Genomic DNA, 21,518 nt, shown 5'->3' on the forward strand with positions numbered 1-21,518 from the left:
CGATACGCTGCGCAACCAGGCAACACGCCACGCCAAACAAGACCCGGCGTTGACCGCGGCGACGAAACGTGCAAATGTATTAGTCAGAAATGAGAATCCCATTCTCATCGACGAGAGGAACAGGCCTGATGCGGCTTCCCCCGCTTCCCGCGGATCGCTGGGACGACGAGGTCGACACGGCTCTGGCAGGCCTCGTATCGGACGAGCAGCGCGATCCAGAAAAAGTGAGCAATCTGATCGGCACGCTTGCCCGCCACCCGAAGCTGGCCAGGCCTTACCTTCGGTACAGCTTCTATCTCCTGTACTCGTCGACACTGCCGGACCGGGTCCGCGAGCTCGCCATTCTGCGCGTCGCGCACCGGACGGGCAGCGAGTACGAATGGTTCCAGCACGTCAAGATCGGGCGTGAGGTGGGACTGTCCGACGATGAGATCGATGCCGTCACCCGTGGAGAAGCCGGCGACGACTTCGAGCGAGCGGTGCTGATCGCGGCCGACGAACTGCTCGACAAGTTCAACCTTTCCGATGCCACTTGGTCAGCGCTGAGCGAGCGGCTCGAAGAGCGTCAGCTGATGGACCTGATGTTCACCATCGGTACATATGCAGCGCTGGCAATGGCTTTCAACACATTTGGCTTAGAGCTGGACAAGGAGACGTAAACATATGGCCCACTTCCCCAAACCCGCTGCAGGCAGCTGGACCGAGAACTGGCCCGAACTGGGCACAGCACCGGTCGACTACACCGACTCCATTGACCCGGAGCAGTGGAAGCTGGAGCAGCAGGCGATCTTCCGTAAGACCTGGCTGCACGTGGGCCGCGTCGAGCGGCTGCCCAAGGTAGGTAGCTACTTCACCCGCGAGATGCCGTCGGTCGGTGCCGGGACGTCCATCATCATCGTCAAGGACAAAGACGAGACGGTGCGGGCGTTCTACAACCTGTGCCGGCACCGCGGCAACAAGCTGGTGTGGAACGACTATCCGGGCGAGGAGGTATCCGGCTCCTGCCGGCAGTTCACCTGCAAGTACCACGCCTGGCGTTACGCGCTCAACGGCGACCTGACGTTCATCCAGCAGGAGCAGGAGTTCTTCGACATCGACAAGGCCGACTACCCGCTCAAGCCGGTGCGCTGCGAGGTGTGGGAAGGGTTCGTCTTCGTCAACTTCGACGACGAGGCCGCGCCGCTGGCCGAGTACCTCGGCGATTTCGCAAAAGGTCTGGAGGGCTACCCCTTCCACGAGATGACCGAGGTCTACAGCTATCGCTCGGACATCAAGGCGAACTGGAAGCTGTTCATCGACGCCTTCGTCGAGTTCTATCACGCACCGATCCTGCACATGAAGCAGGCGACCAAGGAGGAAGCCGACAAGCTCGCCAAGGTTGGCTTCGAGGCGCTGCACTACGACATCAAGGGCGATCATTCGATGATCTCGTCCTGGGGCGGCATGAGCCCGCCCAAGGACCTCAGCATGGTCAAGCCGATCGAACGGATTCTGCACAGCGGCCTGTTTGGTCCGTGGGACCGGCCCGACATCAAGGGCATCCTGCCCGACGAGCTTCCGCCGGCCGTCAACCCGGCGCGGCAGAAGACCTGGGGCCAGGACTCTTTCGAGTTCTTCCCCAACTTCACGCTGTTGCTGTGGGTTCCCGGTTGGTACCTCACCTACAACTACTGGCCCACAGGCGTGGACAGCCACATCTTCGAGGCGAACCTCTACTTCGTCCCTCCGAAGAACACCCGGCAACGACTCTCGCAGGAACTGGCGGCGGTGACCTTCAAGGAGTACGCCCTGCAGGACGCCAACACTTTGGAGGCCACCCAGACTCAGATCGGCACCCGAGCGGTCACCGAATTCCCGTTGTGCGATCAGGAGATTCTGCTGCGCCACCTGCACCACACCGCGCACAAGTATGTCGACGGCTACAAGTCTGAGCAGTCCGTGACGACGAATGGGAGAGTTGCACATGTCTGAGACAGCTTTGCTGCCAGCAGAATTCGCCGACCTCGAGCGGTTCTCCGACTGGATTCTGGCGACGGAGCCCGAGCGCTACGCCAAGCGGCTGGCATCCAGCATGGCCGAGATGCAGGACCTCTACGACGTCGGCCTGGCCCGGCTGGAAGAGGTCATGGTCTACCTGGACGCCCGATTCCCCTTGCACGACATGCCAGATGACGCCAAGCGGTTGATGCACCTGATGCAGTCGGTCGTCATGGTGTCCTTCCCGGTCGAGGTGTGGAAGCAGCCGCGCGTCCTCGACAGCGGTGCTGCGTGGGTCGAGCTCATCAAGGAGCCGGTGGTCTAGACCGTGCTCACTCTCAAAGCCGCTGGGCTGCTTGACGTCGACGCCGGGGAGATCGTTCGCCCGGGCATCGTGCGCGTCGACGGTGACCGGATCGTGGGAGTGGGAGGTCCGGTCGCAGGTGAGGTGATCGACCTCGGCGACGCGATCCTGCTGCCGGGCCTGATGGACATGGAGGTCAACCTCCTGATGGGCGGCCGAGGCGAAAACCCCGGCTTGTCCCAGGTTCAGGACGATCCGCCGACCCGGGTGCTGCGCGCGGTCGGCAATGCGCGCCGGACCCTCCGCGCGGGGTTCACCACGGTGCGAAACCTCGGCCTGTTCGTCAAGACCGGTGGATATCTGCTCGACGTCGCGCTGGGCAAGGCGATCGACGCCGGCTGGATCGACGGACCACGCATCGTGCCGGCCGGCCACGCCATCACCCCGACCGGCGGCCACCTGGACCCCACGATGTTCGCCGCGTTCGCCCCCAACACGCTCGAACTCACCATCGAAGAAGGCATCGCCAACGGCGTCGACGAGATCCGCAAGGCGGTCCGCTACCAGATCAAGCACGGCGCCCAGCTGATCAAGGTCTGCTGTTCGGGCGGCGTCATGTCGATGACCGGACCGCCTGGCGCACAGCACTATTCGGACGAGGAACTGTGCGCGATCGTCGACGAGGCACATCGGCGTGGCCTGCGCGTCGCCGCACATACACACGGCGCCGAAGCGGTCATGCATGCCGTCGACGCCGGCATCGACTGCATCGAACACGGCTTCCTGATCGATGACGAGGCCATCGCCTCGATGGTCCAGCACGGCACCTTCCTGGTGAGCACCCGGCGGCTGGCCGACGCCATGGACGTCTCGCACGCCCCACCCGAACTGCAGGCCAAGGCAGCCGAGATGTTTCCCATCGCACGCAAGTCGATCCTGGCCGCATACGAAGCCGGGGTGAAGGTCGCAGTCGGCACCGACGCACCGGCCATCCCGCACGGCAAGAACGCCGACGAACTCGTCACTCTCGTCGAGTTGGGCCTGCCGCCGCTGGCGGTGCTCCGGGGCGCCACCACCATCGCGGCCGACCTGCTCAATGTCACCGACCGCGGCCGAATCGCCGAAGGCCTGCTCGCCGACATCATCGCCGTGCCGTCAGATCCGTTGTCCGACATCAGCGTTACGCAACACGTCAGCTTCGTGATGAAAGGGGGAAAGGTCTATGTCGACAACTGACGAGATCGTCGCGATCCAGCAGCTCCTCGCCAAGTACGCGGTCACCATCACCCAGGGCGACATCGACGGTCTGGTGTCGGTGTTCACTCCCGACGGCACCTACAGCGCGTTCGGCGATACGTACCCACTGGACCGGTTTCCCGAATTGGTCGACGCGGCGCCCAAAGGCCTGTTCATGACCGGGACCGCACTGGTCGACCTCGACGGCGACACCGCGACCGGAACCCAGCCCCTGTGCTTCGTCGAGCACTCCAGCCACGACATGAGGATCGGCTACTACCGCGATACCTACGTCCGCACCGACGACGGCTGGCGATTGCGCACCAGGGCAATGACTTTCATCCGGCGCAGTGGCGAACACGACTCCGGCAAGCCGCACGCGGTAGGCCGCCCCCGCCCGTGACCGAGACAGCCGAGTTTCGCGCCAACCTGTCCGCCTGGCTCGACGAGCACGATCTCACCCCGGGGCCCGACCACTCGCTCGAAGGGCACATCCGCCAGTTCGCGCGAGTGCAGAAGGCGCTGTACGACGCCGGGTGGAGCCGCTACGGCTGGCCCGAACACGCCGGCGGGCTCGGCGGCCCCGCCATGCTGCGCGCCGTCGTCGGCGAAGAGGTGGTCGGCCGGCGGCTCGCCGAGCCCGGCCCGTACTCGATGCTCGAGGTGCTGGCACCGACGATGATCGACTACGCATCGCCCGAGTTGGCCGCCAAGATGGTGCCGAAGCTGCTCAGCGGCGAAGAACAATGGTGCCAAGGGTTTTCCGAACCCGGCTCGGGCAGTGACCTGGCCTCCCTAACCACCCGCGCCGTGCAGCGCGGTGACAAGTGGATCATCAACGGCCAGAAGGTGTGGACCAGCTTCGCGCAGTTCTCGCACCGGTGCATCCTGCTGACCCGCACCGGCGACGCGGACACCCCGAACCACCAAGGCATCACCGCGTTCTTCGTCGACATGGACTCCCCCGGGATCACCGTGCGGCCGCTGCGCACCATGCACGACGTCGACGAGTTCTGCGAGGTCTACTTCGACGACGTCGAGGTAGACCCGAGCCGGATGCTCGGAAAGCCCGGCGACGGTTGGCAACTCGCGATGGACCTGCTCCCCTACGAGCGCTCGACCTGCTTCTGGCAGCGCATCGCCTACCTGTACTCGCGGTTCGACGCCCTGATCCACGACGTCAAGAACCAGGGGCAGCCCGTGGATTCCGATCTGGGCGAGGTATTTCTGGCTCTACATACATTGCGCTGCCGCTCCCGGGCCACCCAGCACCGGTTGGCCGAGGGGCACAAGCTGGGCCCAGACACCTCGATCGACAAAGTGCTACTGGCCGGTGCCGAACAACGGCTCTACGATGCCGCGCGCGATCTGCTGCCCGGTGTCGTCGAACTCGACGAAACCCCTTGGCGCACCGAATACCTGTACTCGCGAGCCGCCACCATCTACGGCGGAACCGCCGAGGTGCAGCGCAACATCATCGCCCGCCGGCTGCTCGATCTCGGGAAGGAGTGACATGCCCGCACACCTCGACGCCGAGTCACTCGCGCTGCTGGAAGACACTCTGCGCAAGACGATGCTGACGTTGTCCGGCCCCGAGCTGGACACCGCACTCACCGAGCTCGGCTGGGCCGAGATGCTCTCCGACATGGCCGACGTGGCGGTGCCACTGGTGTTTCGACTGCTCGGCGAAACCGGTTCACACGCTTCGGTTCTCATGGATGTGGTGCTGCATGCCACCGGCAACACCATCGGTGACACCGTCGAACTGCCGCTGCCGTACACAGGCAACACGTGGGTGGTGTGGGACCGCGGCGCTGCCGGGGTGGACTCGACACTCGGCGGTTTGCCGCTGCGACGCGAGGACGAGGGGTATCCCATTCGCGTGGCCGAGGCCCGTATTGCCGTGGGCTGGTGGCTGGTCGGCTCGGCCCGGGCGATGCTGTCGCTGGCTCGTCAACACGCGCTGGACCGGGTGCAGTTCGGTCGGCCCATCGCCGGTTTCCAGGCGATCCGGCACCGGCTGGCAGAAACACTCGTCGCCATCGAGGGCGCCGAAGCGACCCTGACCGTGCCAATGGTGGACAGCCCTGATCTGATCGCGCTGCTCGCCAAAGCCGCGGCAGGCAAGGCAGCGCTGACCGCGGCGAAGAACTGCCAGCAGGTGCTCGCCGGCATCGGGTTCACCGCAGAGCACGATCTGCACCACCATGTGAAGCGGGTACTGGTACTCGACGGATTGCTGGGCAGCTCAAGGGAACTCACCAAGAAGGCCGGCGGCGGCCTGCGGGCCCGGGGTTCAGCGCCGCGGCTCGCTCACCTGTAGCGGTCACCTCCAGCTGATCCTGCATCCAGGGCCATCCGCCTCGACCTTTTGCGCCGCAGCCGCAGGGTCAACGGCGGCATCACCTCGGCAGGCCGAGCACCCGCTGGGCGATGATGTTGCGCTGGATTTCCGACGTACCACCTGCGATGGTGCCTGCGAAGCTGCGGACGTAACGATCGAACCAACTCCCGGCATGCGGGTCGAGGTTCAGCGGCACATGCGGTGACGTCATGGCCGGGTGGATGAGGGCATCGGAGCCCGCGACATCCATCGCGAGTTCGGATGCGGACTGCACCGCTTCTGAGCCAAGGAATTTCAGCACCGACATCCGCGCCACGTCTTCCTGGCCGCGTGCAGCTCGGGCCAGCGCCGCCGACCCGAGCAGGCGCAACGACTGGTTGTCCATGACCAACGTGGCGAACCGATCGCGGTCCCGCGCTGTCGTCGGCGTGATGTCCTCGACGAAGTCCTGCAGTCGGTCGGCGAACCCCATCCACAGCATCGTGCGCTCGTGGCCCAGCGACCCGTTGGCGACCCGCCAGCCCTCGTTCAGCGGCCCGACGAGATTCTCGACGGGAACCCGGGCGTCGGTGAAGAACACTTCGTTGAAGTCGAGATCGTCGGCGTCACAAGCGGAGGCGAACGGCCGCCGCACAACGCCCGCGGTGTCCGTCGGTACCAACAGCACGCTGATGCCCTGGTGTTTGGGCGCGTCGGGATCGGTACGGACGAACGTCAGGATGACGTCCGCATCGTGCGCTCCGGAGGTCCACACCTTCTGCCCGTTCAGCACGAAATGGTCCCCGTCACGGACCGCACGCGTCGACAGTGATGCGAGATCCGATCCCGCACCGGGCTCGCTCATGCCCAGCGCTGCCGTCTTCTCGGCACGCAGAATCGGTACGGCCCAACGTTGTTTCTGTTCGGGCGTACCGAAGGTCAGCAGCGATGCCGCGATGATGCCGACACCCTGCGGGTTGAAGCTGTGGTGAATCCGGCGCTTGGACATCTCCTCCTGATGCACGTACTGCTGCAGCAGGGTGGCGTTGCGTCCGCCGAACTCGGGCGCATTTCCAGGCAGCAGCCAGCCGTTGTCGAACAGCAGACACTGCCAGCGGCGCGCCCAGTCCGGGATGTGTGCGGTCGATCGGGGCCGCTCGACCGACGCTGCCTCCGACGGCAGATGCGTTTCGAGAAAGTCGATGAACTCTGCCCGGAACGCCTCGACGTCCTCGTCGAACGTCAGCTGCATATCAGCAAACCCTTCCCGAGATCAGTACTTGAGAATACCATTCTCCTCATGAGACAGTTACGATCTCCGACACCGGACATGAGAAGGCCCGTGCCGAACGGTTACCAGGCCCTTCTCAGGTACAGTTCATGCATGTTCTCCGCTGATGACATGGGTGTACTGTGACCAGCCCTACGGAAGATCCGGCCTGGAAGCAGCGCGCTGTCGAACGCTCCATCAAGACGGCGAAACTCCGGGCAGCCCAACGAGTCCAGCGATTCCTGGACGCGGCCCAGTCGATCATCATCGAAAAGGGCAGCACGGACTTCACCGTCCAAGAGGTCGTCGACCGCTCCCGCCAGTCGCTGCGAAGCTTCTACCTGCAGTTCGACGGCAAGCATGAACTCCTCTTGGCGCTATTCGAAGATGCGATGAGCCGCGCGGCCGACCAAATCCGGGCCGCCGCCGACAGCGAGACCGACCCCCTGCAGCGCCTGAAGATCGCCATCGAGCTGCTCTACGAACTGTGCCGCCCCGACCCAGCGGCCAAGCGCCCCCTGTTCACCGACTTCGCCCCCCGCCTCCTGGTGACTCACCCGGCGGAGGTGAAGATTGCCCACGCTCCGCTGGTGGCACTACTCGCCGAGTTGATGGAAAGTGCCAGTGCCGCAGGCGAACTGCGCTCGACGGTCAACCCCCGACGGATGGCAGCGATGGCCATGCAGACAGTGATGTTCATTGCCCAATCCAGCGGCGGCGAAGACGAGGCAACCGTCCACCCCATCACCAGCGACGAAGTCTGGGACTTCGTCGCGAATGGCTTTGCCGCACAAAAGTGAGAATTGGGTTCTCACATTCAAGAATTTGACTTACACTGCGTAGGTGCCCGACCTGTGGACCGATCTTCTCGATTGCCTGAATCTCGCTCCGCAGTCGTCTGACGACGCCGGCCGCTTCACGGGACGTAACCAGACCCTGGAGTATCACCGGGTTTTCGGCGGACAACTACTCGGACAGTTCGTCCGCGCCGCCTGCCTGTCCACGCCCGACAAGGCGATCAAATCCATCCACGCGGTGTTTCCGCGTGAGGGCCGCGCCGACGAGCCGATCACCTACGAGGTGATGCGCCACCACGAGGGCCGCTCTTTCGCGACGCTGTCGATCGTCGCCTCCCAGAGCAAGGGCGCGGTCGCGACCGCGTCGATCTCGATGCACGCCGTCGACGACGGCCACGATCAGCAGTTCGTCGACTCCGTCCCAACCGTTCTCGGTCCCGAGCACGAAGCGAAGATCGATCTGATCCCCTGGGAGACCCGCTCCCTCGACAGCCTCGACACAACCGCAGTCGGCCCGGCCGAATACGCGCTCTGGATGCGGACTCCCGCCGTCGACGCGGAGCTCGCGCCCGCGCTCGCCGCATACGCCACCGACCTGACGTTGATCGGCACCGCGATCCGTCCGCTCGACGGTTTGAGCCAGCGCGGCAACGGCACCGCCTTCACCTCCGCGGTGACCTCCCACACGCTGTGGTTCCATCGCCCGTTCCGCACCGATGACTGGCTGCTGCTGCGCCAGCACAGCCCGCTGGCGGCACACAGTCGGTGCTTCGGCCGCGGCGACATCCTGACCGCCGAGGGCGCACTGGTCGCCTCCTATGCGCAGGAAGCCCTCCTCCGGCTGTAGCGCCGGTCCCAACAAACGGTAAATATCCACTGCTAGTGAGGAATTGAGGCATCACATGGCCGGAAGAGTCGAAGGTAAGGTCGCGTTCATCACCGGGGCGGCCCGTGGCCAGGGCCGGGCCCACGCGGTACTGCAAGCCACCGAAGGCGCTGACATCATCGCGGTCGACATCTGCGGGCCGATCAGACCTGGTGAAGAGTCCGCCATCCCGGCGTCCACCCCAGAGGATCTCGCCGAGACCGCCAGTCTGGTCAAGGGTCTCGGCCGCCGGATTTTCACCGCTCAGGTCGACGTGCGCGACTTCGACGCACTGAAATCCGCGGTGGATGCGGGCGTCGAGGAACTGGGCCGTCTCGACACCATCATCGCCAACGCCGGCATCGGCAACGGCGGCAACCTGCTGCACGAAACCAGCATGCTGGACTGGAACGAGATGATCGACACCAACCTCTCGGGCGTCTGGAAGACCGTGAAAGCGGCTGTCCCACATGTCATCGCCGGCGGTCGCGGCGGCTCCATCGTGCTGACCAGTTCGGTCGGCGGACTGAAGGCGTACCCGATGTGCGGTAACTACGTCGCAGCCAAACACGGGGTCGTCGGTCTGATGCGGGGATTCGCAGTCGAACTGGGATTCCACAATATCCGCGTCAACTCGGTGCACCCCACCCACGTCGCGACCGACATGCTGCACAACGAGGGCACGTTCAAGATGTTCCGGCCCGATCTGGAGAACCCGACCGCCGACGACATGGCTCCCATCTGCCAGATGTTCCACACCCTGCCGATTCCGTGGGTCTACGCCGAGGACATCGCCAACGCGGCACTCTTCCTGACATCCGACGATGCGCGCTACGTCACCGGTGTCACCCTGCCGATCGACGCCGGTAGCTGCCTGAAGTAGCAGGCCGCCAGCAGGGTCCGGACAATGACGTCCGATGTCGTACTGGTCACCGGCGCCTTCGGCCTGGTGGGCCGCCAGACCGTTGAGCGGGCGGCGGCATCGGGCCGTCCCGTGGTGGCGACCAGCCGCGATTCGAAGGCGAATCGCAAAGCGGCGCAGCGTTTTCCGGAGAATGTGACGGTCCAGTGGGCCGACCTGACCGACACCGACGGCACCCGGAAGCTGATCGCGGCCGTGTCACCTGCCGCGATCATCCATCTGGCAGCGGTCATCCCACCCGACATCTACCGGAACCCCCGGCTTGCCCGACGAGTCAACGTCGAGGCCACCGAGACCATCGTCCGCGCCGCGGAGGCGTTGCCGCGACGGCCACGGTTCGTACACGCGTCGAGCATGGGTGTGTACGGCCCACGAAATCCGCACCGCTGTCGTGAGTTGCTGTACGCCGACACTCCCCTGCGCCCATTCGACGCCTACGGGCGGCAGAAGGCCGCAGCCGAACTGATCGTGCGGTCTTCGGAGCTGGATTGGACTGTGCTGCGACTCGGCGGGGTGTTGAGCCATGAGCCGGGGGCCATGGCCATGGGAGCCGACAACGCCTACTTTTCCAGCCTTTTGCCCGCCGACAGCCGGTTGCACACCGTAGATGCACGTGACGCGGCATGGGCGCTCGCCGCGGCCACCACGGCCGACGTCGTCGGTGAAATCCTGTTGATCGCCGGCGATGAGTCCCACAAGATCGCGAATTGGCAAGTGAGCGCAGCGATGATGCAGGCGGCCGGGTTGGGAGACACACCGCCACCCGCACGACCCGGGAACCCCGACAGCGACGACGACTGGTACCCGGCCGCAGACTGGATGGACACCACCAGAGCGCAGGAAGCGCTTGCATTCCAGCATATTTCGTGGGATCAGATGATTGCCGACTTCCGCCGGGAGGTCGGCTGGGCCCGCTATCCCCTGCGCTTGGTGGCACCGCTTGCCGCGGTCTTCATGAAGCGCAACGATGCGTTTCGCGGCCAGCCTGGCCGATACACCGACCCGTGGGGCGCCATCAGGGCCAGATGGGGCGAACCGCTGGTCGACAGTTAGCGACCCCGGGACCAGCGCCGCGCGGCATCGCGGAGGCGAGGCGAGATCCGCACCGAGAAAAAGGGATTGAACAGATCTTCGCGCAGCCGCGTCAGCGTGGATGTCTTGATCCGCCACTGGCCGTCGGTCTTCTCATAGGTTTCGTGGTAGTGCCCGTAGCCCTGCAGGTTCACCCCCGGCGCCAACCGGACCACATCGTTCAGCGCCCACACACCGGTGGCCGTCGACGGTGACGTCAGCTCGATCTCGGGTGCGTGTACCTGATGCACGGTCGGTTGCGATGGCTTGCCCAGCGTCCGCTGGAGGAAGGCCACGAATTCGTCGGCGCCACGGACCATCTTGCCGCCCACTTGGCTGGTGTCACTGACGAAGTCGTCGGTGAAGAGGTCCCGCCACGCCGCCCAGTCCTTGGTGTCCAGCAACCGGCAGTAGCGGGCTTTGAGCTGTTTGATGGCCTCGACGTCAGCCCAAACCTGTGGATCGGCCGGATTCACGTTCATCTCCCCAAGCTACTCAACGTCGTTTCCGTGCAACTGAATTCACCAAAGATAGATCGCCACGATCGCGCCGAACAGCACCACCAGCCACCCGTCGGTGGCCAGCTTCAGCCAGACCGGTGCAGTCCGTACCTCCATGAATTCGCCGATGATCAGGCGGGTCTTGATGAGCGCCAGTGTCAGTACCGCGATGGTTATCGCTGTACTCGCGGTGACGGGCTCGGCATGGTGGGCGGGCGCCAGGAACCAGGACACCACCGTGATCGCCGACAGTCCGGCCCAGACAGCGGTGGTCCGTGCGGCAGGGGTCATCCCGGTTTCACCTCATCACGTAGAGCAGGGCGAAGATCACGACCCACAGCAGGTCGACCATGTGCCAGTACGTCGCTCCGGTCTCGACCAGTGCGAGCGGTGTGCGCTTGCGCAGTTCGGCGTAGACGACGCCGAGGAACACCAGGCCGATCGCGACGTGGAACAGGTGCACGCCGGTCAGCATGTAGTAGTACATGAAGAAGTTGTTGCTCGGAAAGGTGTGTCCCTGAGCGATTTTCGATGACCACTCGATGGCCTTGACGAGCATGAAGACCACCCCGCACAGCCCGGCGCCGATGGTCAGTTTCCGGGCCCGCCCGAACTCGCCGCTGCGGGCCAACTGCACGGCGCGCGCCACGAACCACGAACTGGCCAGCAGCACCAATGTGTTGACCACGCCGATGTTCAGGCTCAGATGCCGCTGCGACTCGATGAACAGGTCCCGCTCCTGGCGGCGGGAGATCATGAAGATGACGAAGTAGCTGCCGAAGATCACGAAGTCGCCCAAGACGAAGACCCAGAGGTCCTTGCTGGCCGGCAGGTGCGCCGTGGAGGTATTCGCCATCGCTTCAGTCCTGGATCTGTTCGCTCGGCTGCTGGTTCCGGATCGCTATATAGACCAGCCGGATCATGCAGAATTCCCACACCACGAAGATCACCGTGCCGAGATAGAAGCTGATGGACCCGTTCCAGGCCAGCGGCCCGGACCGAAAGACGAACACCGGGGCGGCGAGCAGTTCGGTGACGATCATCCAGATCGACATGTAGGCAAGCCATTTCGGCAGGACGTCATTGCGGTCGAGGAAGATCGCCAGTGCCAACACCAAGTTCTGCGTGCAGAAGCACCCCAGCGAGCCGACGAACGACAGCAGGCACCAGTCGTACAGCATCACCATGATCTGCGGGTCGCGGTCCGGACGTAGCGCGGCCGCCACGAATGCGAAGGCGGGAATCAGGCAGCCCGGCAGGCCGCCGACGACCAGGGCGCCGATGTACGCATACGCGAAGACGGGGCTGACGGACATCCGCTTGATCTGCAGCGCGATGAGCCCGTTGGCGACGCTGGCGAAGCCGATGAAGAACATCAGCAGCGCGAAGCCGATCCGGATGGTCAGCGAGTGGTCGACGAAGAACTGCACGATCTGGGCCGGCGTGATGTCGGGGCGCGGCGGCGGCATCACCCGCGTCAGCACCACGAAGATGAGCCCGAAGATGTTGTAGAAGACCGGGATGGTCCACCACGCGATCCACTGATCGATCTTGGGCTTCTGCGTCCAGGCCGGAGTCGCGGCGGGGGCCAGTGTCATGGCTCCCTCGCCTGGGCACTGATCGCCGACCGCACCACCACGAACATGACGACGAGGTACAGGGCGAAGGCGCCGAGTCGCAGCCAGAACGACACGACGCCGTTCCAGGCCAGCGGCCCATCCTGGAAGATCACCGCACCCACCGCAGGGGTCATCGCCGCCGCGGTGAGCACGTTGAATCCGGCGACCCAGCGCGGGAAAATCGGTCTCGGCCGGCGGTCGAGGTAGACCGCCAGAGCCAGAGCGAGATTCATCACGACAACCGCCCCCACCGGCGCGGTGAACACGAGCCAGGCCATGTCGTTGAGCAGCAGGATCAGCTGAGGGTCCCGCCCCGGCCGGTAGGCCGCGATCAGCCAGAAGATGTCGGCGATGGCGAACAGCGTCGCGCCCGTCGCGGCGGCGCCGACATAGCTGTAGGCCAATACGTGGCTGGGCAACGACATTCGCTTCATCTGCACGGCGATCGTCATGAAGAACGGGACCAGCATGATCGCGCACAGGTTGAATGTGACCATCGAGAACCGGATCGACGCCGTGTGCTGCGCGTAGAAATCGGCGACCTGCGCAGCGGTCATGCTGGGTGCCATGGGCGGCCAGAAACCTGGGAAGGCCACGAATGCCACGGCCATGATGGCACCGAAAATCGGCACCAGCCAAAGGCTTATCCATTGGGGTCGCAAGTCCACAGGAGGACTCCCTCCGTCCGCCGAACCGGTTGCCGATCGGCTACCTCCGAACGGTAGCCGATCGGCAACCTGGCGGTCAATGCTCGGCTACCCTTTGGCGTGTGGGGAAATTCAGCGACATCACGCGCAGCGCCGCACAGACCCGGGTGCTCGACGCCGCGCTGACCCTGATCGCCGAGCACGGTGTCAGTGGCACCTCGCTGCAGATGATCGCCGACACCATGGGCGTGACAAAGGCCGCCGTCTACAAACAGTTCAAGACAAAAGAAGAGATCGTCGTCGCCATCACCGAGCGCGAACTCGGCAAGCTGGAGGACGCGCTGGACGCCGCCGAGGCCACCGGCCACGCAGCACAGGCCCGACAAGTATTGCTGGACAGGGTGATCGATCTGGCCATCGACCGCCGCGGCGCGGTGAACGTGCTGCAGTTCGATCCCGTCATCATCCGGCTCCAAGCTGAGCACGAGCCGTTTCAGCGGTTTGTCGAGCGGTTGTACGGCGCACTGCTGGGCACTGACGACGGTGTCGCCGCCAGGCTGCACGCGGCGATGCTGTCCAGTGCGATCAGCGTGGCCGTGATGCACCCATTGGTCGCCGACATCGACGACGAAACCCTGCGCGCGCAGCTCCTGGAGATGACTCGACGAATGCTCGGCCTCTAGGGTTCGCCGGCGAACAGCCTTTCCGCGGCCGAATAGGGGTCGTCGTTGCCGCTGGCGACCGCTTCGGCGAGCCGACCGAGGTCGGGGTGGTCCCGCAGACGGGTGAGCGCCAGAGACAGGATCTGTGCGCGGGCGCGGGCAGTTCGGCGTTCCGGGCTGTCGGCCCGGTGATGCGCGTCGATCGCATCGACCAGCTCGGGCAATCCTTCACCTTGTGCGGCAATGAGTTTGAGGATCGGCACCGCGCTTTCGGCACGTAGATCGCGGACCGTCTGATCGGCGCCGTCCCGGTCTGCCTTGTTCACGACGACGATGTCGGCGACTTCGAGCAGGCCGGCCTTCGCGGCTTGTACCGCGTCGCCGGCGCCGGGATTGAGAATCACGATCGTCGGATCCGCGATCGCGGCGACTTCGACCTCCGACTGCCCCACGCCGACGGTTTCGAGCACGATCAGGTCATAGGCCAGCGCGGCGAGCACCCGGATGGCGGCCGGCACCGCGGCCGCCAGGCCGCCGAGGTGGCCGCGCGTGGCGACCGATCGGATCAACACGTCGGGATCGTTGATGTGCGCGGCCATCCGGATCCGGTCGCCCAGCAGCGCACCGCCGCTGTACGGCGACGACGGGTCGACGGCCAGCACCGCCACCCGCATCCCGCGCTCGCGGTACGCCCCGACCAGCGCGCCGACGGTCGTCGACTTCCCCGCGCCGGGCGGCCCGGTGATGCCCAGCACCCGCGGCGGCGCCAAGCCGCCGAGGGGGCCCAGGGCGTCGAGAACCTCAGTCCGACGCGGACTCTCGACCAGGCTCAGCAGCCGGCCGGCCGCGCGGAGGGAACCACCGCGGGCCGCCGCAATGAGCTCATCGATCGTCATCGTCCGAACTCTATCCGACCCACCCTCTTGATTGAGAATGTTATTCTCCGATAGAGAGAGCATTCCTTGCATGAAGGGTAGGCGGTATGGAGATCAGTGGAAGCTCGGCCATCGTCGTCGGGGGCACCGGCGGACTCGGCGAGGCGACAGTGCGGCGCCTCGTCACCGCGGGCGCAAAGGTCGTCGTCGCCGATGTCGCCGACGACAAGGGCAAGGCGCTGCAGGACGAGCTCGGCGTCCGCTACGTCCACACCGACGCCACCTCCGAGGAATCGGTGCAGGCCGCCATTGCGGAGGCTGAATCGCTTGGCCCGCTGAGGATTTCGGTGGACACCCACGGTGGCCCCGCTGCCGGCGGACGACTGATCGGCAAGGATGGTTCACCGCTCGGGCTGGACGGCTTCGAGACGACCATCAAGTTCTACCTGACCGCGGTGTTCAACGTGATGCGCCTGGCCGCCGCGGCCATCGCCAAGACCGACCCGCTCGAGGAAGGTGCGCGCGGCGTCATCATCAACACCGCGTCGATCGCCGGCATGGAAGGCCAGATCGGCCAGCTGCCCTACTCCGCCGCCAAGGGCGGCGTGCTCGGCATGACGCTGGTCGCCGCGCGCGACCTGTCTCCGCTGGGCATCCGGGTCGTCAGCATCGCACCGGGCACCATCAACACCCCCGCCTACGGCCAGTCAGCCGACCAGCTCGAGAAGTACTGGGCCCCGCAGATCCCGTTCCCGAAGCGCATGGGCCGCTCGTCGGAGTACGCGCAGCTGGCCCAGAGCATCATCGAAAACGACTACCTCAACGGCGAAGTCATCCGTCTCGACGGCGCGCTGCGCTTCCCGCCACGGTGACCCGACGGCAGGTGGGGTTCACGCCCGCGGCGTGAACCCCACCTGCCGTGCCGGGCGGCCTATCCCTTGGCGATCAATCCGTCCACGATCTTGTTGAAGTCGGCGGTGCCGAACGACACGTATTCAGCGAGATTCGCGTAGTCGAGTGACGCCATCACCGAGCGCTCCAACTGGATGTTCATCAGACGCTTGGTGGCCTCGACGGCCTGCTTGGGCAACTCGGCGATCTGCTTGGCGCAGGCGATGGCCTCGGCCAGCGGGTCGGCGACGACGTGATTGGCCAAGCCGAGCTCGAGCGCGCGCGCCGCCTTGATCCGCACACCCGTCAGCGCAAACTCCTTGGCCTGCAACAGGCTTATCTGCGAGCCCCACACCAGCGGGCCGCCATCGGCGGCGACCAGCCCGATCTGCACGTGCGGGTCGGCGAAGAACGCGTTCTCCGCCAGGTAGACGATGTCCGACAGCGCGGCCAGGCTGCACCCGAGGCCGACGGCCGGCCCGTTCACCGCGGCGATCACCGGGATGCGGCAGCGAACCATACCGATGACGAGGTCGCGGCCGTGTTTGATGGTCTTCTGCCGCAGGGCTTCATCGTTACGTAGCTCGTTGAGGTAGTTGAAGTCGCCGCCCGCCGAGAAGGCCCGGCCGGCCCCGGTGATCACCGCGGCGCGCGCATCGGCATCCTCGTTGAGCGCTTCCCAGATCCTCGCCAACCCACAGTGCAGCGGGTCGTTGACCGCATTGAGCTCCTCCGGGCGGTTCAGCGTGATGATCCGCAACGGGCCATCGGCGCGGACCTCGATTTCCGTTGGCATGCCGTACAAGTCAGACTCCTAATCCGAGAATTCGTTGCGCAATGATGTTTTTCTGAATCTGTGAGGTGCCCCCCATGACGCTCTGTGCGCGGCTGTACATGTAGGCGCCGAACAGCTCTGGATCACTGGTACCCACCGTCGCCAAGGCTGCATGGCCGACGGCCTGCTCGGTCCACGTCATCAGCAGCTTGTCGAGGGAGCCCTGCGGCCCGTGGGTGATCCCGTCGAGCTGCTCAGAAAGCCGCCTGCGTACGTGCAGACGCAGCATCTCGGTCTGCACCCACGCCCAGGACAGCGCTTCCGGCGGCGGGCCGTCGACCCGGGAGGACAACTGCCGCACCAGTTTTCCGTACCGCGCCGAGAACCCCAGGGTCGAGGGCTCACGCTCGTGGCTGACCACCGTCATCGCCAGCTTCCAGCCCTCCCCCGGCGCGCCGACCATGTTCTCCACCGGCACGCGCGCGCCGTCGAACAGCACCTGGCCGAATTCCTTGGTGACACCGCTGATCATCTTCAACGGCCGCTGCTCGATGCCGGGCCGGTGCATCGACACGATGAAGGCGGAGATCCCCTTGTGCTTGGCGACTTCCTTGTCGGTGCGCGCCAGCACCAGACACCAGTCAGCCACATCCGAATAGCTCGTCCAGACCTTGTGGCCGTGGATGACGTACTCGTCGCCGTCACGGGTCGCCGTCGTGGTCAGCGACGCGAGGTCCGATCCGGCGCCGGGCTCGGAGAAGCCCTGGCACCAGCGCTCGGTGCCGTTGATCATCCCGGGCAGGAACCGTTGCTGCAGTTCCTTGCTGCCGTGATGACCCAGCCCCACCACGAGGTAGCCGAGACTCGGCCGCGCGGGCGCACCTGCCTTGGCGATCTCCTCGTCGACGATCACGTCGTACACCGGCGGCAGTTCCTGACCGCCGAATTCCTTCGGCCACGAGGTGCCGAAGAAACCCGCGCCGTAGAGCGCGCGATGCCAATCACCTTGAGCTGCCCAGTATTCGTCACCCGAGGTCGGGAACTTGCCCTTCTGCTCGGTCAGCCACGTGCGCAGCCGGTCCCGGAAAGCGGCTTCCTCCGGCGAATCACGAAAGTCCAATGGTCAGCTCCTCCAACTTGGCGGGCCACAATTCGGTGGCCGTCAGAACGCGGCGCAGGTACACGTGGGCAAGACATTCCCAGGTGTTGCCGATGCCGCCGTGCACCTGAATCGATGTCTCGCAGACAGTCAACGCCGCACGCGCACAGTAGATTTTGGCAATTCGCGCCGCCTCGATGGCCTCTGTGGCGGGCAATGCATCGACTGCCCAGGCGGCATGCCGCAGCACGCTGATCGATCCTTCGATGAGCGCGAGGCTTTCAGCCAGCAGATGTGCGACGGCCTGATATGAGCCGATAGCCGCGCCGTACTGTTCGCGCACCTTGGCGTAATCGACGGCCAACGCCTGCGCCCCGCGCGCCGCGCCGACGAGATCAGCACAGGTGACGGTCAGCGCCAGCGCACGCCAGCGACCGGCGTCCTCGACAGACAACTCACCCAGCTCCGGTGGCGACTCGACCACACCGGAAATGCCACCCAACAGGTCGACCGAATCCGGTTGTGCCCCGGCAACTGCGGGCTCGCGACCGAGCACCCGCCGGAGGTCGTCGGCGAGCACAGGACCGAGGAACGGCACGTCCACCAGTCCGCGGGCGAACTCCTCGGCGACGATGGCCACCTCGACACCCGAGGCCCCGTCGGATCGCAGGGTCCGGAAACCGGTGCTGTCGACGGCCTTCTCCAGTTGCGCACGACGATTCGCATCATCGAGATCGGCAACCGAGTGCAGGCCGAAGTCGGCGGCCAATTCTGCTGCCGATTCGGCGAGTTGCCGCTGTTCGGCGGTCAAACGGACGTCCACAGGCGCTCCTTGAGCACTCGGCGCAACACCTTCCCTGAAGGCAGCCGCGGGATTTCGGGTACGAACACAACGCGGCTCGGCCGCTTGTAGGAGGCCAGCCGCTCGCTGACCAAGTCCATCAGTTCGATATCGGAGACCGCGGCGTTCGTAGCCACCGCGGCCACCACGGTCTCGCCGTCTTGGGGGTCGGGCAGTCCGAACACCGCGCAGTCGGCCACTGCCGGGTGCGAGTGCAGGACCGCCTCGATCTCCGCGGGTGCCACCTGGAAGCCCCGGACCTTGATCATTTCCTTGCGCCGGTCGGTGATCCGTAGCCGCCCGGAGTCATCGAGATGTCCGATATCTCCGGTGTGGAACCAACCGTCGACGATGACCGTCGACGTTTCCTCGGCCGGCAGGTAGCCGGCCATCATCGCCTCCGACCGAACCTCGATCTCGCCCGACTCCCCGATGCGCACATCGACGCCGGGTACCGGCCTGCCGACAGTGTCCAGCCGTCCACCGCTGAGGTCATCGCACGTGATGACGACCAATTCGGTTGCCCCGTATGCGGTTACCCAGCCCACGCCGGTACGGCGCGTGATCTCCTCGGCCACCGTCGCGGTCACCGGCGTCGCGCACCACATGAGGTACCGCAGCGACGAGAGGTCGTAGGTCTCCAGCCGTGGGTGGGCGGCAAGGGCCAATGCGATTGGCGCCACGGTCATTTCGATGGTGATTCGATCGAATTCGATGTGGCGCAGCATCGCTTCGACGTCGAACCGCGGGTGCAGCCGAATCCACGCACCGGCGTCCAGGGCGGTCATGATGTTGAGCAGGCCCAGGATGTGCGACGGCGGGGTCATCACCTGCAGGCGGTCCGCCTGCGACAGACCGAGCGCGGCGCGCCACTGCCGCACTGCCGCGGCCAGCCCACGGTGGGTGTGGCGGACCGCTTTTGGCAGGCCGGTGGTACCGGAGCTGAAGGCCAGCACCGCATCGGAATCCGGAGCCGGCGCATCGATGGGTGAGTCCGCGGGCGTGATGGGCTCGTCGAGATGCAGCATCGGCATCAGCTCAGCCAGGACGGGACTGTCGCCGACCGCGTACGACGGTGCGGTGAGCGCCAGCGCGTGCTGCACCTCGGCACGTCGCCACGACGGGCTGAGCAGCACGGCGGCGGCGCCGAGGCGCCAGATCGCATGCAGCGCAATCACGAACTCCGGGCGGGTCGAGGACATCACGGCGACCCGGGCGCCGCTGCGGGCGCCCCGAGCCGCCAACGCCGCGGCCATCCCGCCGGCGAGGGCGTCGAGCTCCGCCCAGCTGTACTCCCGCTCCGCGAAGGCGAGCACCGCACCGTCAGCCACGTCGCGCCCGCCCCTTCCTGGAGAGTGAGAAGATTTCCGGTTGATACCGAGAATCATATTCTCCTATAGTTAGAACGACAATACGCGACGACGGGACGCCAATGGGACCAGCCACCACAACGGCTCAGACCGGCACGGAGACGGGCATGGGGACGATCACCATCCACCTCGACCGGCAGCGGGTGTCGGTCCCCCGCGTCGGCGACGAGACCCTGCTCGACAGCGCACGACGGGCCGGCCTGGCGCCGCCGTTCTCCTGCGAGGCCGGCAACTGCGGCACCTGCATCGCCAGACTGACCGAGGGCACGGCGACCATGCGCAACAACGAAGCCCTCGACGATGACGAAGTCGCCGAGGGCTACGTGCTGACCTGCCAAGCGATTCCGGATACCGCGTCGGTGACGGTGCGCTACGACGACTGAACGGCCGGCGGTGGCCGGTATTGCGGCTCGTACCCCGCGACCCTGATCGGACTGCCGATCAAGCGGAAATCGCCTGCGGTGACGGTCACTTCCGGCGTCGCCTCCAAGGCTTCGGGCAACGAGCGGACGGCCGCGGTGGGAATTCCGAGAGCACGTAGCCGCTTCTCCCATCCGGCGGCGGTATCGGTCGACAGCACCTCCTCGACCACCGCGAGCACCTCGTCCCGACTGGCGGCGCGTTCAGCCATGGTGGCGAACGGAATCTGACCGTCGCGGCCGATACCCGATTCCCCCACAAACGATTTCCAGAACCCGTCGTGCGTGATGAACAGCGCCAGATACCCGTCCGCGGTCTCGAAGAGTTGCGCGGGAACGTAGTACGAGTGCGCACCGTTCGGGTGCCGGCGCGGATGGATGCCGTCGTTCAGATACGCCGCGGCACGGTAGTTCAGCTGCGACAGCATCACATCGCGCAGGCAGACCTCGACCTGACCGCCGCGCCCGGACACAATCTGCGCGAGCAGGCCCAGTGCCGCCGCCATCCCGGTGGAGTTGTCGGCCGACGAATAGCCCGGCAGCGTCGGCGGTCCGTCCGGGTCGCCGGTCATGGCCGCCACCCCGGTCGCCGCCTGGATGACGTAGTCGAACGCGGGGTCGTCGCCGCCGTCGAGCCCGAAGCCCGTCATCGCCACACAGACGATCTTCTCGTTGAAGCGTGACAGTGACTCATAGGTCAGGCCCAGCCGGCGGATCACCGACGGCTTCATATTCACCAGCAGCGCATGGGATTCGGCGACCAACTCACCGAGTCGCGCCTTGCCGGCCTCCGACGTGAGGTCCAGGCAGATGCTGGTCTTGTTGCGGTTGAGGCTCGCGAAGTAGCTGTCTCCGACCTGCCGGGAGATCTCGCCGCCCGGCGGCTCGATCTTGATCACCTCGGCACCCAGATCCGCGAGCAGCATCGTCGCGTACGGACCGGCCAGCATGACGCCGACCTCGAGAATGCGGATGCCCGCGAGTGGACCATTCATTTCGGCGCCGAGACTACGGTTTGTGATGTGTTTTCGCCGAAAAGTCGCGAAAAAGCGTCA

The 21,518-nt window shown here is 65.5% G+C and carries 26 protein-coding genes; 14 read left to right on the forward strand and 12 right to left on the reverse strand.

Translation table 11 applies throughout. The features are described from left to right. Window positions 1-128 precede the first annotated feature (128 nt). The 7 genes from TL10_RS09100 to TL10_RS09130 are packed head-to-tail and all read left to right on the forward strand — an operon-like array spanning window position 129 to window position 5,840. On the forward strand, window positions 129-659 hold the full coding sequence (locus tag TL10_RS09100) for a carboxymuconolactone decarboxylase family protein (RefSeq protein WP_043394877.1): 531 nt from the start codon (window positions 129-131) through the stop codon (window positions 657-659). A gap of 4 nt (window positions 660-663) precedes the next feature. After that, window positions 664-1,971, forward strand: coding sequence for an aromatic ring-hydroxylating oxygenase subunit alpha (locus tag TL10_RS09105; RefSeq protein WP_043394875.1), 1,308 nt, complete (start codon window positions 664-666; stop codon window positions 1,969-1,971). Beyond that, window positions 1,964-2,302 carry a hypothetical protein gene (locus tag TL10_RS09110; RefSeq protein ID WP_043395291.1) on the forward strand — a complete coding sequence of 113 codons (339 nt, stop codon included), beginning with the start codon at window positions 1,964-1,966 and terminating at the stop codon, window positions 2,300-2,302. Before TL10_RS09105 ends, TL10_RS09110 begins: the two co-directional genes overlap by 8 nt. 3 nt (window positions 2,303-2,305) lie before the next feature. Continuing rightward, window positions 2,306-3,517 carry a metal-dependent hydrolase family protein gene (locus TL10_RS09115; RefSeq protein ID WP_043985404.1) on the forward strand — a complete coding sequence of 404 codons (1,212 nt, stop codon included), beginning with the start codon at window positions 2,306-2,308 and terminating at the stop codon, window positions 3,515-3,517. Next, window positions 3,504-3,920 carry a nuclear transport factor 2 family protein gene (locus TL10_RS09120; protein WP_043394871.1) on the forward strand — a complete coding sequence of 139 codons (417 nt, stop codon included), beginning with the start codon at window positions 3,504-3,506 and terminating at the stop codon, window positions 3,918-3,920. The genes TL10_RS09115 and TL10_RS09120 overlap by 14 nt, the downstream gene beginning before the upstream one ends. Next, the gene (locus tag TL10_RS09125; RefSeq protein ID WP_043985405.1) at window positions 3,917-5,029 is read left to right on the forward strand and encodes an acyl-CoA dehydrogenase family protein; all 1,113 of its coding nucleotides are present in this window, start codon (window positions 3,917-3,919) and stop codon (window positions 5,027-5,029) included. The genes TL10_RS09120 and TL10_RS09125 overlap by 4 nt, the downstream gene beginning before the upstream one ends. Window position 5,030: 1 nt before the next feature. Next, window positions 5,031-5,840 carry an acyl-CoA dehydrogenase family protein gene (locus TL10_RS09130; RefSeq protein WP_043985406.1) on the forward strand — a complete coding sequence of 270 codons (810 nt, stop codon included), beginning with the start codon at window positions 5,031-5,033 and terminating at the stop codon, window positions 5,838-5,840. A 79-nt stretch (window positions 5,841-5,919) separates the two neighbouring features. Here the strand turns inward: TL10_RS09130 and TL10_RS09135 are convergent, their stop codons facing one another. Further along, window positions 5,920-7,092, reverse strand: coding sequence for an acyl-CoA dehydrogenase family protein (locus TL10_RS09135; protein WP_043985407.1), 1,173 nt, complete (start codon window positions 7,090-7,092; stop codon window positions 5,920-5,922). Between the two features lie 161 nt (window positions 7,093-7,253). Between TL10_RS09135 and TL10_RS09140 the strand changes: the two genes are divergently transcribed. Genes TL10_RS09140 through TL10_RS09155 form a run of 4 tightly spaced genes read left to right on the forward strand, consistent with a single transcriptional unit; the run spans window position 7,254 to window position 10,747 of the window. Beyond that, a complete protein-coding gene (locus TL10_RS09140; protein WP_043394863.1) occupies window positions 7,254-7,910 on the forward strand; it encodes a TetR/AcrR family transcriptional regulator in 657 nt (218 codons plus the stop codon). A 43-nt stretch (window positions 7,911-7,953) separates the two neighbouring features. Next, the gene (locus TL10_RS09145) at window positions 7,954-8,754 is read left to right on the forward strand and encodes an acyl-CoA thioesterase (RefSeq protein WP_043985408.1); all 801 of its coding nucleotides are present in this window, start codon (window positions 7,954-7,956) and stop codon (window positions 8,752-8,754) included. 55 nt (window positions 8,755-8,809) lie between these two features. Further along, window positions 8,810-9,655: a mycofactocin-coupled SDR family oxidoreductase gene (locus tag TL10_RS09150; protein ID WP_043985409.1), complete on the forward strand. Its 846-nt coding sequence runs from the start codon at window positions 8,810-8,812 to the stop codon at window positions 9,653-9,655. Between the two features lie 24 nt (window positions 9,656-9,679). Continuing rightward, on the forward strand, window positions 9,680-10,747 hold the full coding sequence (locus TL10_RS09155) for an NAD-dependent epimerase/dehydratase family protein (RefSeq protein ID WP_043985410.1): 1,068 nt from the start codon (window positions 9,680-9,682) through the stop codon (window positions 10,745-10,747). Here the strand turns inward: TL10_RS09155 and TL10_RS09160 are convergent. Genes TL10_RS09160 through TL10_RS09180 form a run of 5 tightly spaced genes read right to left on the reverse strand, consistent with a single transcriptional unit; the run spans window position 10,744 to window position 13,495 of the window. Then, entirely contained in the window at window positions 10,744-11,247 is a 504-nt protein-coding gene (locus TL10_RS09160; RefSeq protein WP_043985411.1) for a nuclear transport factor 2 family protein, read from the reverse strand. The genes TL10_RS09155 and TL10_RS09160 overlap by 4 nt on opposite strands. A 39-nt stretch (window positions 11,248-11,286) precedes the next feature. After that, window positions 11,287-11,556: a cytochrome C oxidase subunit IV family protein gene (locus TL10_RS09165; RefSeq protein WP_043985412.1), complete on the reverse strand. Its 270-nt coding sequence runs from the start codon at window positions 11,554-11,556 to the stop codon at window positions 11,287-11,289. Between the two features lie 7 nt (window positions 11,557-11,563). Then, window positions 11,564-12,121 carry a cytochrome c oxidase subunit 3 gene (locus tag TL10_RS09170; protein ID WP_043985413.1) on the reverse strand — a complete coding sequence of 186 codons (558 nt, stop codon included), beginning with the start codon at window positions 12,119-12,121 and terminating at the stop codon, window positions 11,564-11,566. Window positions 12,122-12,125: 4 nt separating this feature from the next. Then, window positions 12,126-12,863, reverse strand: a complete 738-nt coding sequence (locus TL10_RS09175; protein WP_043985415.1) for a hypothetical protein — start codon at window positions 12,861-12,863, stop codon at window positions 12,126-12,128. Continuing rightward, window positions 12,860-13,495, reverse strand: coding sequence for a hypothetical protein (locus TL10_RS09180; protein WP_234711415.1), 636 nt, complete (start codon window positions 13,493-13,495; stop codon window positions 12,860-12,862). The genes TL10_RS09175 and TL10_RS09180 overlap by 4 nt, the downstream gene beginning before the upstream one ends. A gap of 158 nt (window positions 13,496-13,653) precedes the next feature. Here TL10_RS09180 and TL10_RS09185 point away from each other — a divergent pair, with 158 nt between their 5' ends. Then, complete coding sequence (locus TL10_RS09185) at window positions 13,654-14,214, forward strand: TetR/AcrR family transcriptional regulator (RefSeq protein ID WP_043985417.1); 561 nt, start codon at window positions 13,654-13,656, stop codon at window positions 14,212-14,214. Here the strand turns inward: TL10_RS09185 and meaB are convergent. After that, a complete protein-coding gene (gene meaB, locus TL10_RS09190) occupies window positions 14,211-15,089 on the reverse strand; it encodes a methylmalonyl Co-A mutase-associated GTPase MeaB (protein ID WP_043985418.1) in 879 nt (292 codons plus the stop codon). The two genes, TL10_RS09185 and meaB, sit on opposite strands and share 4 nt — an antisense overlap. 86 nt (window positions 15,090-15,175) lie before the next feature. Between meaB and TL10_RS09195 the strand changes: the two genes are divergently transcribed. After that, a complete protein-coding gene (locus tag TL10_RS09195) occupies window positions 15,176-15,940 on the forward strand; it encodes an SDR family NAD(P)-dependent oxidoreductase (protein ID WP_043985419.1) in 765 nt (254 codons plus the stop codon). A gap of 59 nt (window positions 15,941-15,999) precedes the next feature. Here the strand turns inward: TL10_RS09195 and TL10_RS09200 are convergent, their stop codons facing one another. Genes TL10_RS09200 through TL10_RS09215 form a run of 4 tightly spaced genes read right to left on the reverse strand, consistent with a single transcriptional unit; the run spans window position 16,000 to window position 20,005 of the window. Further along, complete coding sequence (locus TL10_RS09200; RefSeq protein WP_043394844.1) at window positions 16,000-16,764, reverse strand: enoyl-CoA hydratase/isomerase family protein; 765 nt, start codon at window positions 16,762-16,764, stop codon at window positions 16,000-16,002. Window position 16,765: 1 nt separating this feature from the next. Next, window positions 16,766-17,854 (reverse strand): acyl-CoA dehydrogenase family protein, encoded by a 1,089-nt coding sequence (locus tag TL10_RS09205; RefSeq protein WP_043985420.1) that lies wholly within the window; start codon window positions 17,852-17,854, stop codon window positions 16,766-16,768. Next, window positions 17,841-18,656 carry an acyl-CoA dehydrogenase family protein gene (locus tag TL10_RS09210; protein ID WP_043394841.1) on the reverse strand — a complete coding sequence of 272 codons (816 nt, stop codon included), beginning with the start codon at window positions 18,654-18,656 and terminating at the stop codon, window positions 17,841-17,843. Before TL10_RS09210 ends, TL10_RS09205 begins: the two co-directional genes overlap by 14 nt. Continuing rightward, window positions 18,641-20,005 (reverse strand): class I adenylate-forming enzyme family protein, encoded by a 1,365-nt coding sequence (locus TL10_RS09215; RefSeq protein ID WP_110789014.1) that lies wholly within the window; start codon window positions 20,003-20,005, stop codon window positions 18,641-18,643. Before TL10_RS09215 ends, TL10_RS09210 begins: the two co-directional genes overlap by 16 nt. 101 nt (window positions 20,006-20,106) lie before the next feature. Here TL10_RS09215 and TL10_RS09220 point away from each other — a divergent pair, with 101 nt between their 5' ends. Then, the gene (locus TL10_RS09220; protein ID WP_043985422.1) at window positions 20,107-20,427 is read left to right on the forward strand and encodes a 2Fe-2S iron-sulfur cluster-binding protein; all 321 of its coding nucleotides are present in this window, start codon (window positions 20,107-20,109) and stop codon (window positions 20,425-20,427) included. Here the strand turns inward: TL10_RS09220 and TL10_RS09225 are convergent. After that, complete coding sequence (locus tag TL10_RS09225; RefSeq protein ID WP_043985423.1) at window positions 20,415-21,458, reverse strand: CaiB/BaiF CoA transferase family protein; 1,044 nt, start codon at window positions 21,456-21,458, stop codon at window positions 20,415-20,417. The two genes, TL10_RS09220 and TL10_RS09225, sit on opposite strands and share 13 nt — an antisense overlap. Window positions 21,459-21,518: the final 60 nt, after the last annotated feature.

Origin of the sequence: Mycolicibacterium llatzerense (assembly GCF_000878195.1) — a bacterium.
Taxonomy (GTDB): Bacteria; Actinomycetota; Actinomycetes; order Mycobacteriales; family Mycobacteriaceae; genus Mycobacterium; species Mycobacterium llatzerense.

Bases quoted from the DNA above. Each gene is read 5' to 3' on its own strand.
- TL10_RS09165 (WP_043985412.1), bottom strand. From the start codon at position 11,556: ATGACCCCTGCCGCACGGACCACCGCTGTCTGGGCCGGACTGTCGGCG.
- TL10_RS09135 (WP_043985407.1), bottom strand. From the start codon at position 7,092: ATGCAGCTGACGTTCGACGAGGACGTCGAGGCGTTCCGGGCAGAGTTC.
- TL10_RS09130 (WP_043985406.1), top strand. From the start codon at position 5,031: ATGCCCGCACACCTCGACGCCGAGTCACTCGCGCTGCTGGAAGACACT.
- TL10_RS09175 (WP_043985415.1), bottom strand. From the start codon at position 12,863: ATGACACTGGCCCCCGCCGCGACTCCGGCCTGGACGCAGAAGCCCAAG.
- TL10_RS09120 (WP_043394871.1), top strand. From the start codon at position 3,504: ATGTCGACAACTGACGAGATCGTCGCGATCCAGCAGCTCCTCGCCAAG.
- TL10_RS09155 (WP_043985410.1), top strand. From the start codon at position 9,680: ATGACGTCCGATGTCGTACTGGTCACCGGCGCCTTCGGCCTGGTGGGC.
- TL10_RS09110 (WP_043395291.1), top strand. From the start codon at position 1,964: ATGTCTGAGACAGCTTTGCTGCCAGCAGAATTCGCCGACCTCGAGCGG.
- TL10_RS09150 (WP_043985409.1), top strand. From the start codon at position 8,810: ATGGCCGGAAGAGTCGAAGGTAAGGTCGCGTTCATCACCGGGGCGGCC.
- TL10_RS09100 (WP_043394877.1), top strand. From the start codon at position 129: ATGCGGCTTCCCCCGCTTCCCGCGGATCGCTGGGACGACGAGGTCGAC.
- TL10_RS09180 (WP_234711415.1), bottom strand. From the start codon at position 13,495: ATGGCCGTGGCATTCGTGGCCTTCCCAGGTTTCTGGCCGCCCATGGCA.
- TL10_RS09225 (WP_043985423.1), bottom strand. From the start codon at position 21,458: ATGAATGGTCCACTCGCGGGCATCCGCATTCTCGAGGTCGGCGTCATG.
- TL10_RS09195 (WP_043985419.1), top strand. From the start codon at position 15,176: ATGGAGATCAGTGGAAGCTCGGCCATCGTCGTCGGGGGCACCGGCGGA.
- TL10_RS09160 (WP_043985411.1), bottom strand. From the start codon at position 11,247: ATGAACGTGAATCCGGCCGATCCACAGGTTTGGGCTGACGTCGAGGCC.
- TL10_RS09220 (WP_043985422.1), top strand. From the start codon at position 20,107: ATGGGACCAGCCACCACAACGGCTCAGACCGGCACGGAGACGGGCATG.
- TL10_RS09170 (WP_043985413.1), bottom strand. From the start codon at position 12,121: ATGGCGAATACCTCCACGGCGCACCTGCCGGCCAGCAAGGACCTCTGG.
- TL10_RS09105 (WP_043394875.1), top strand. From the start codon at position 664: ATGGCCCACTTCCCCAAACCCGCTGCAGGCAGCTGGACCGAGAACTGG.
- meaB (WP_043985418.1), bottom strand. From the start codon at position 15,089: ATGACGATCGATGAGCTCATTGCGGCGGCCCGCGGTGGTTCCCTCCGC.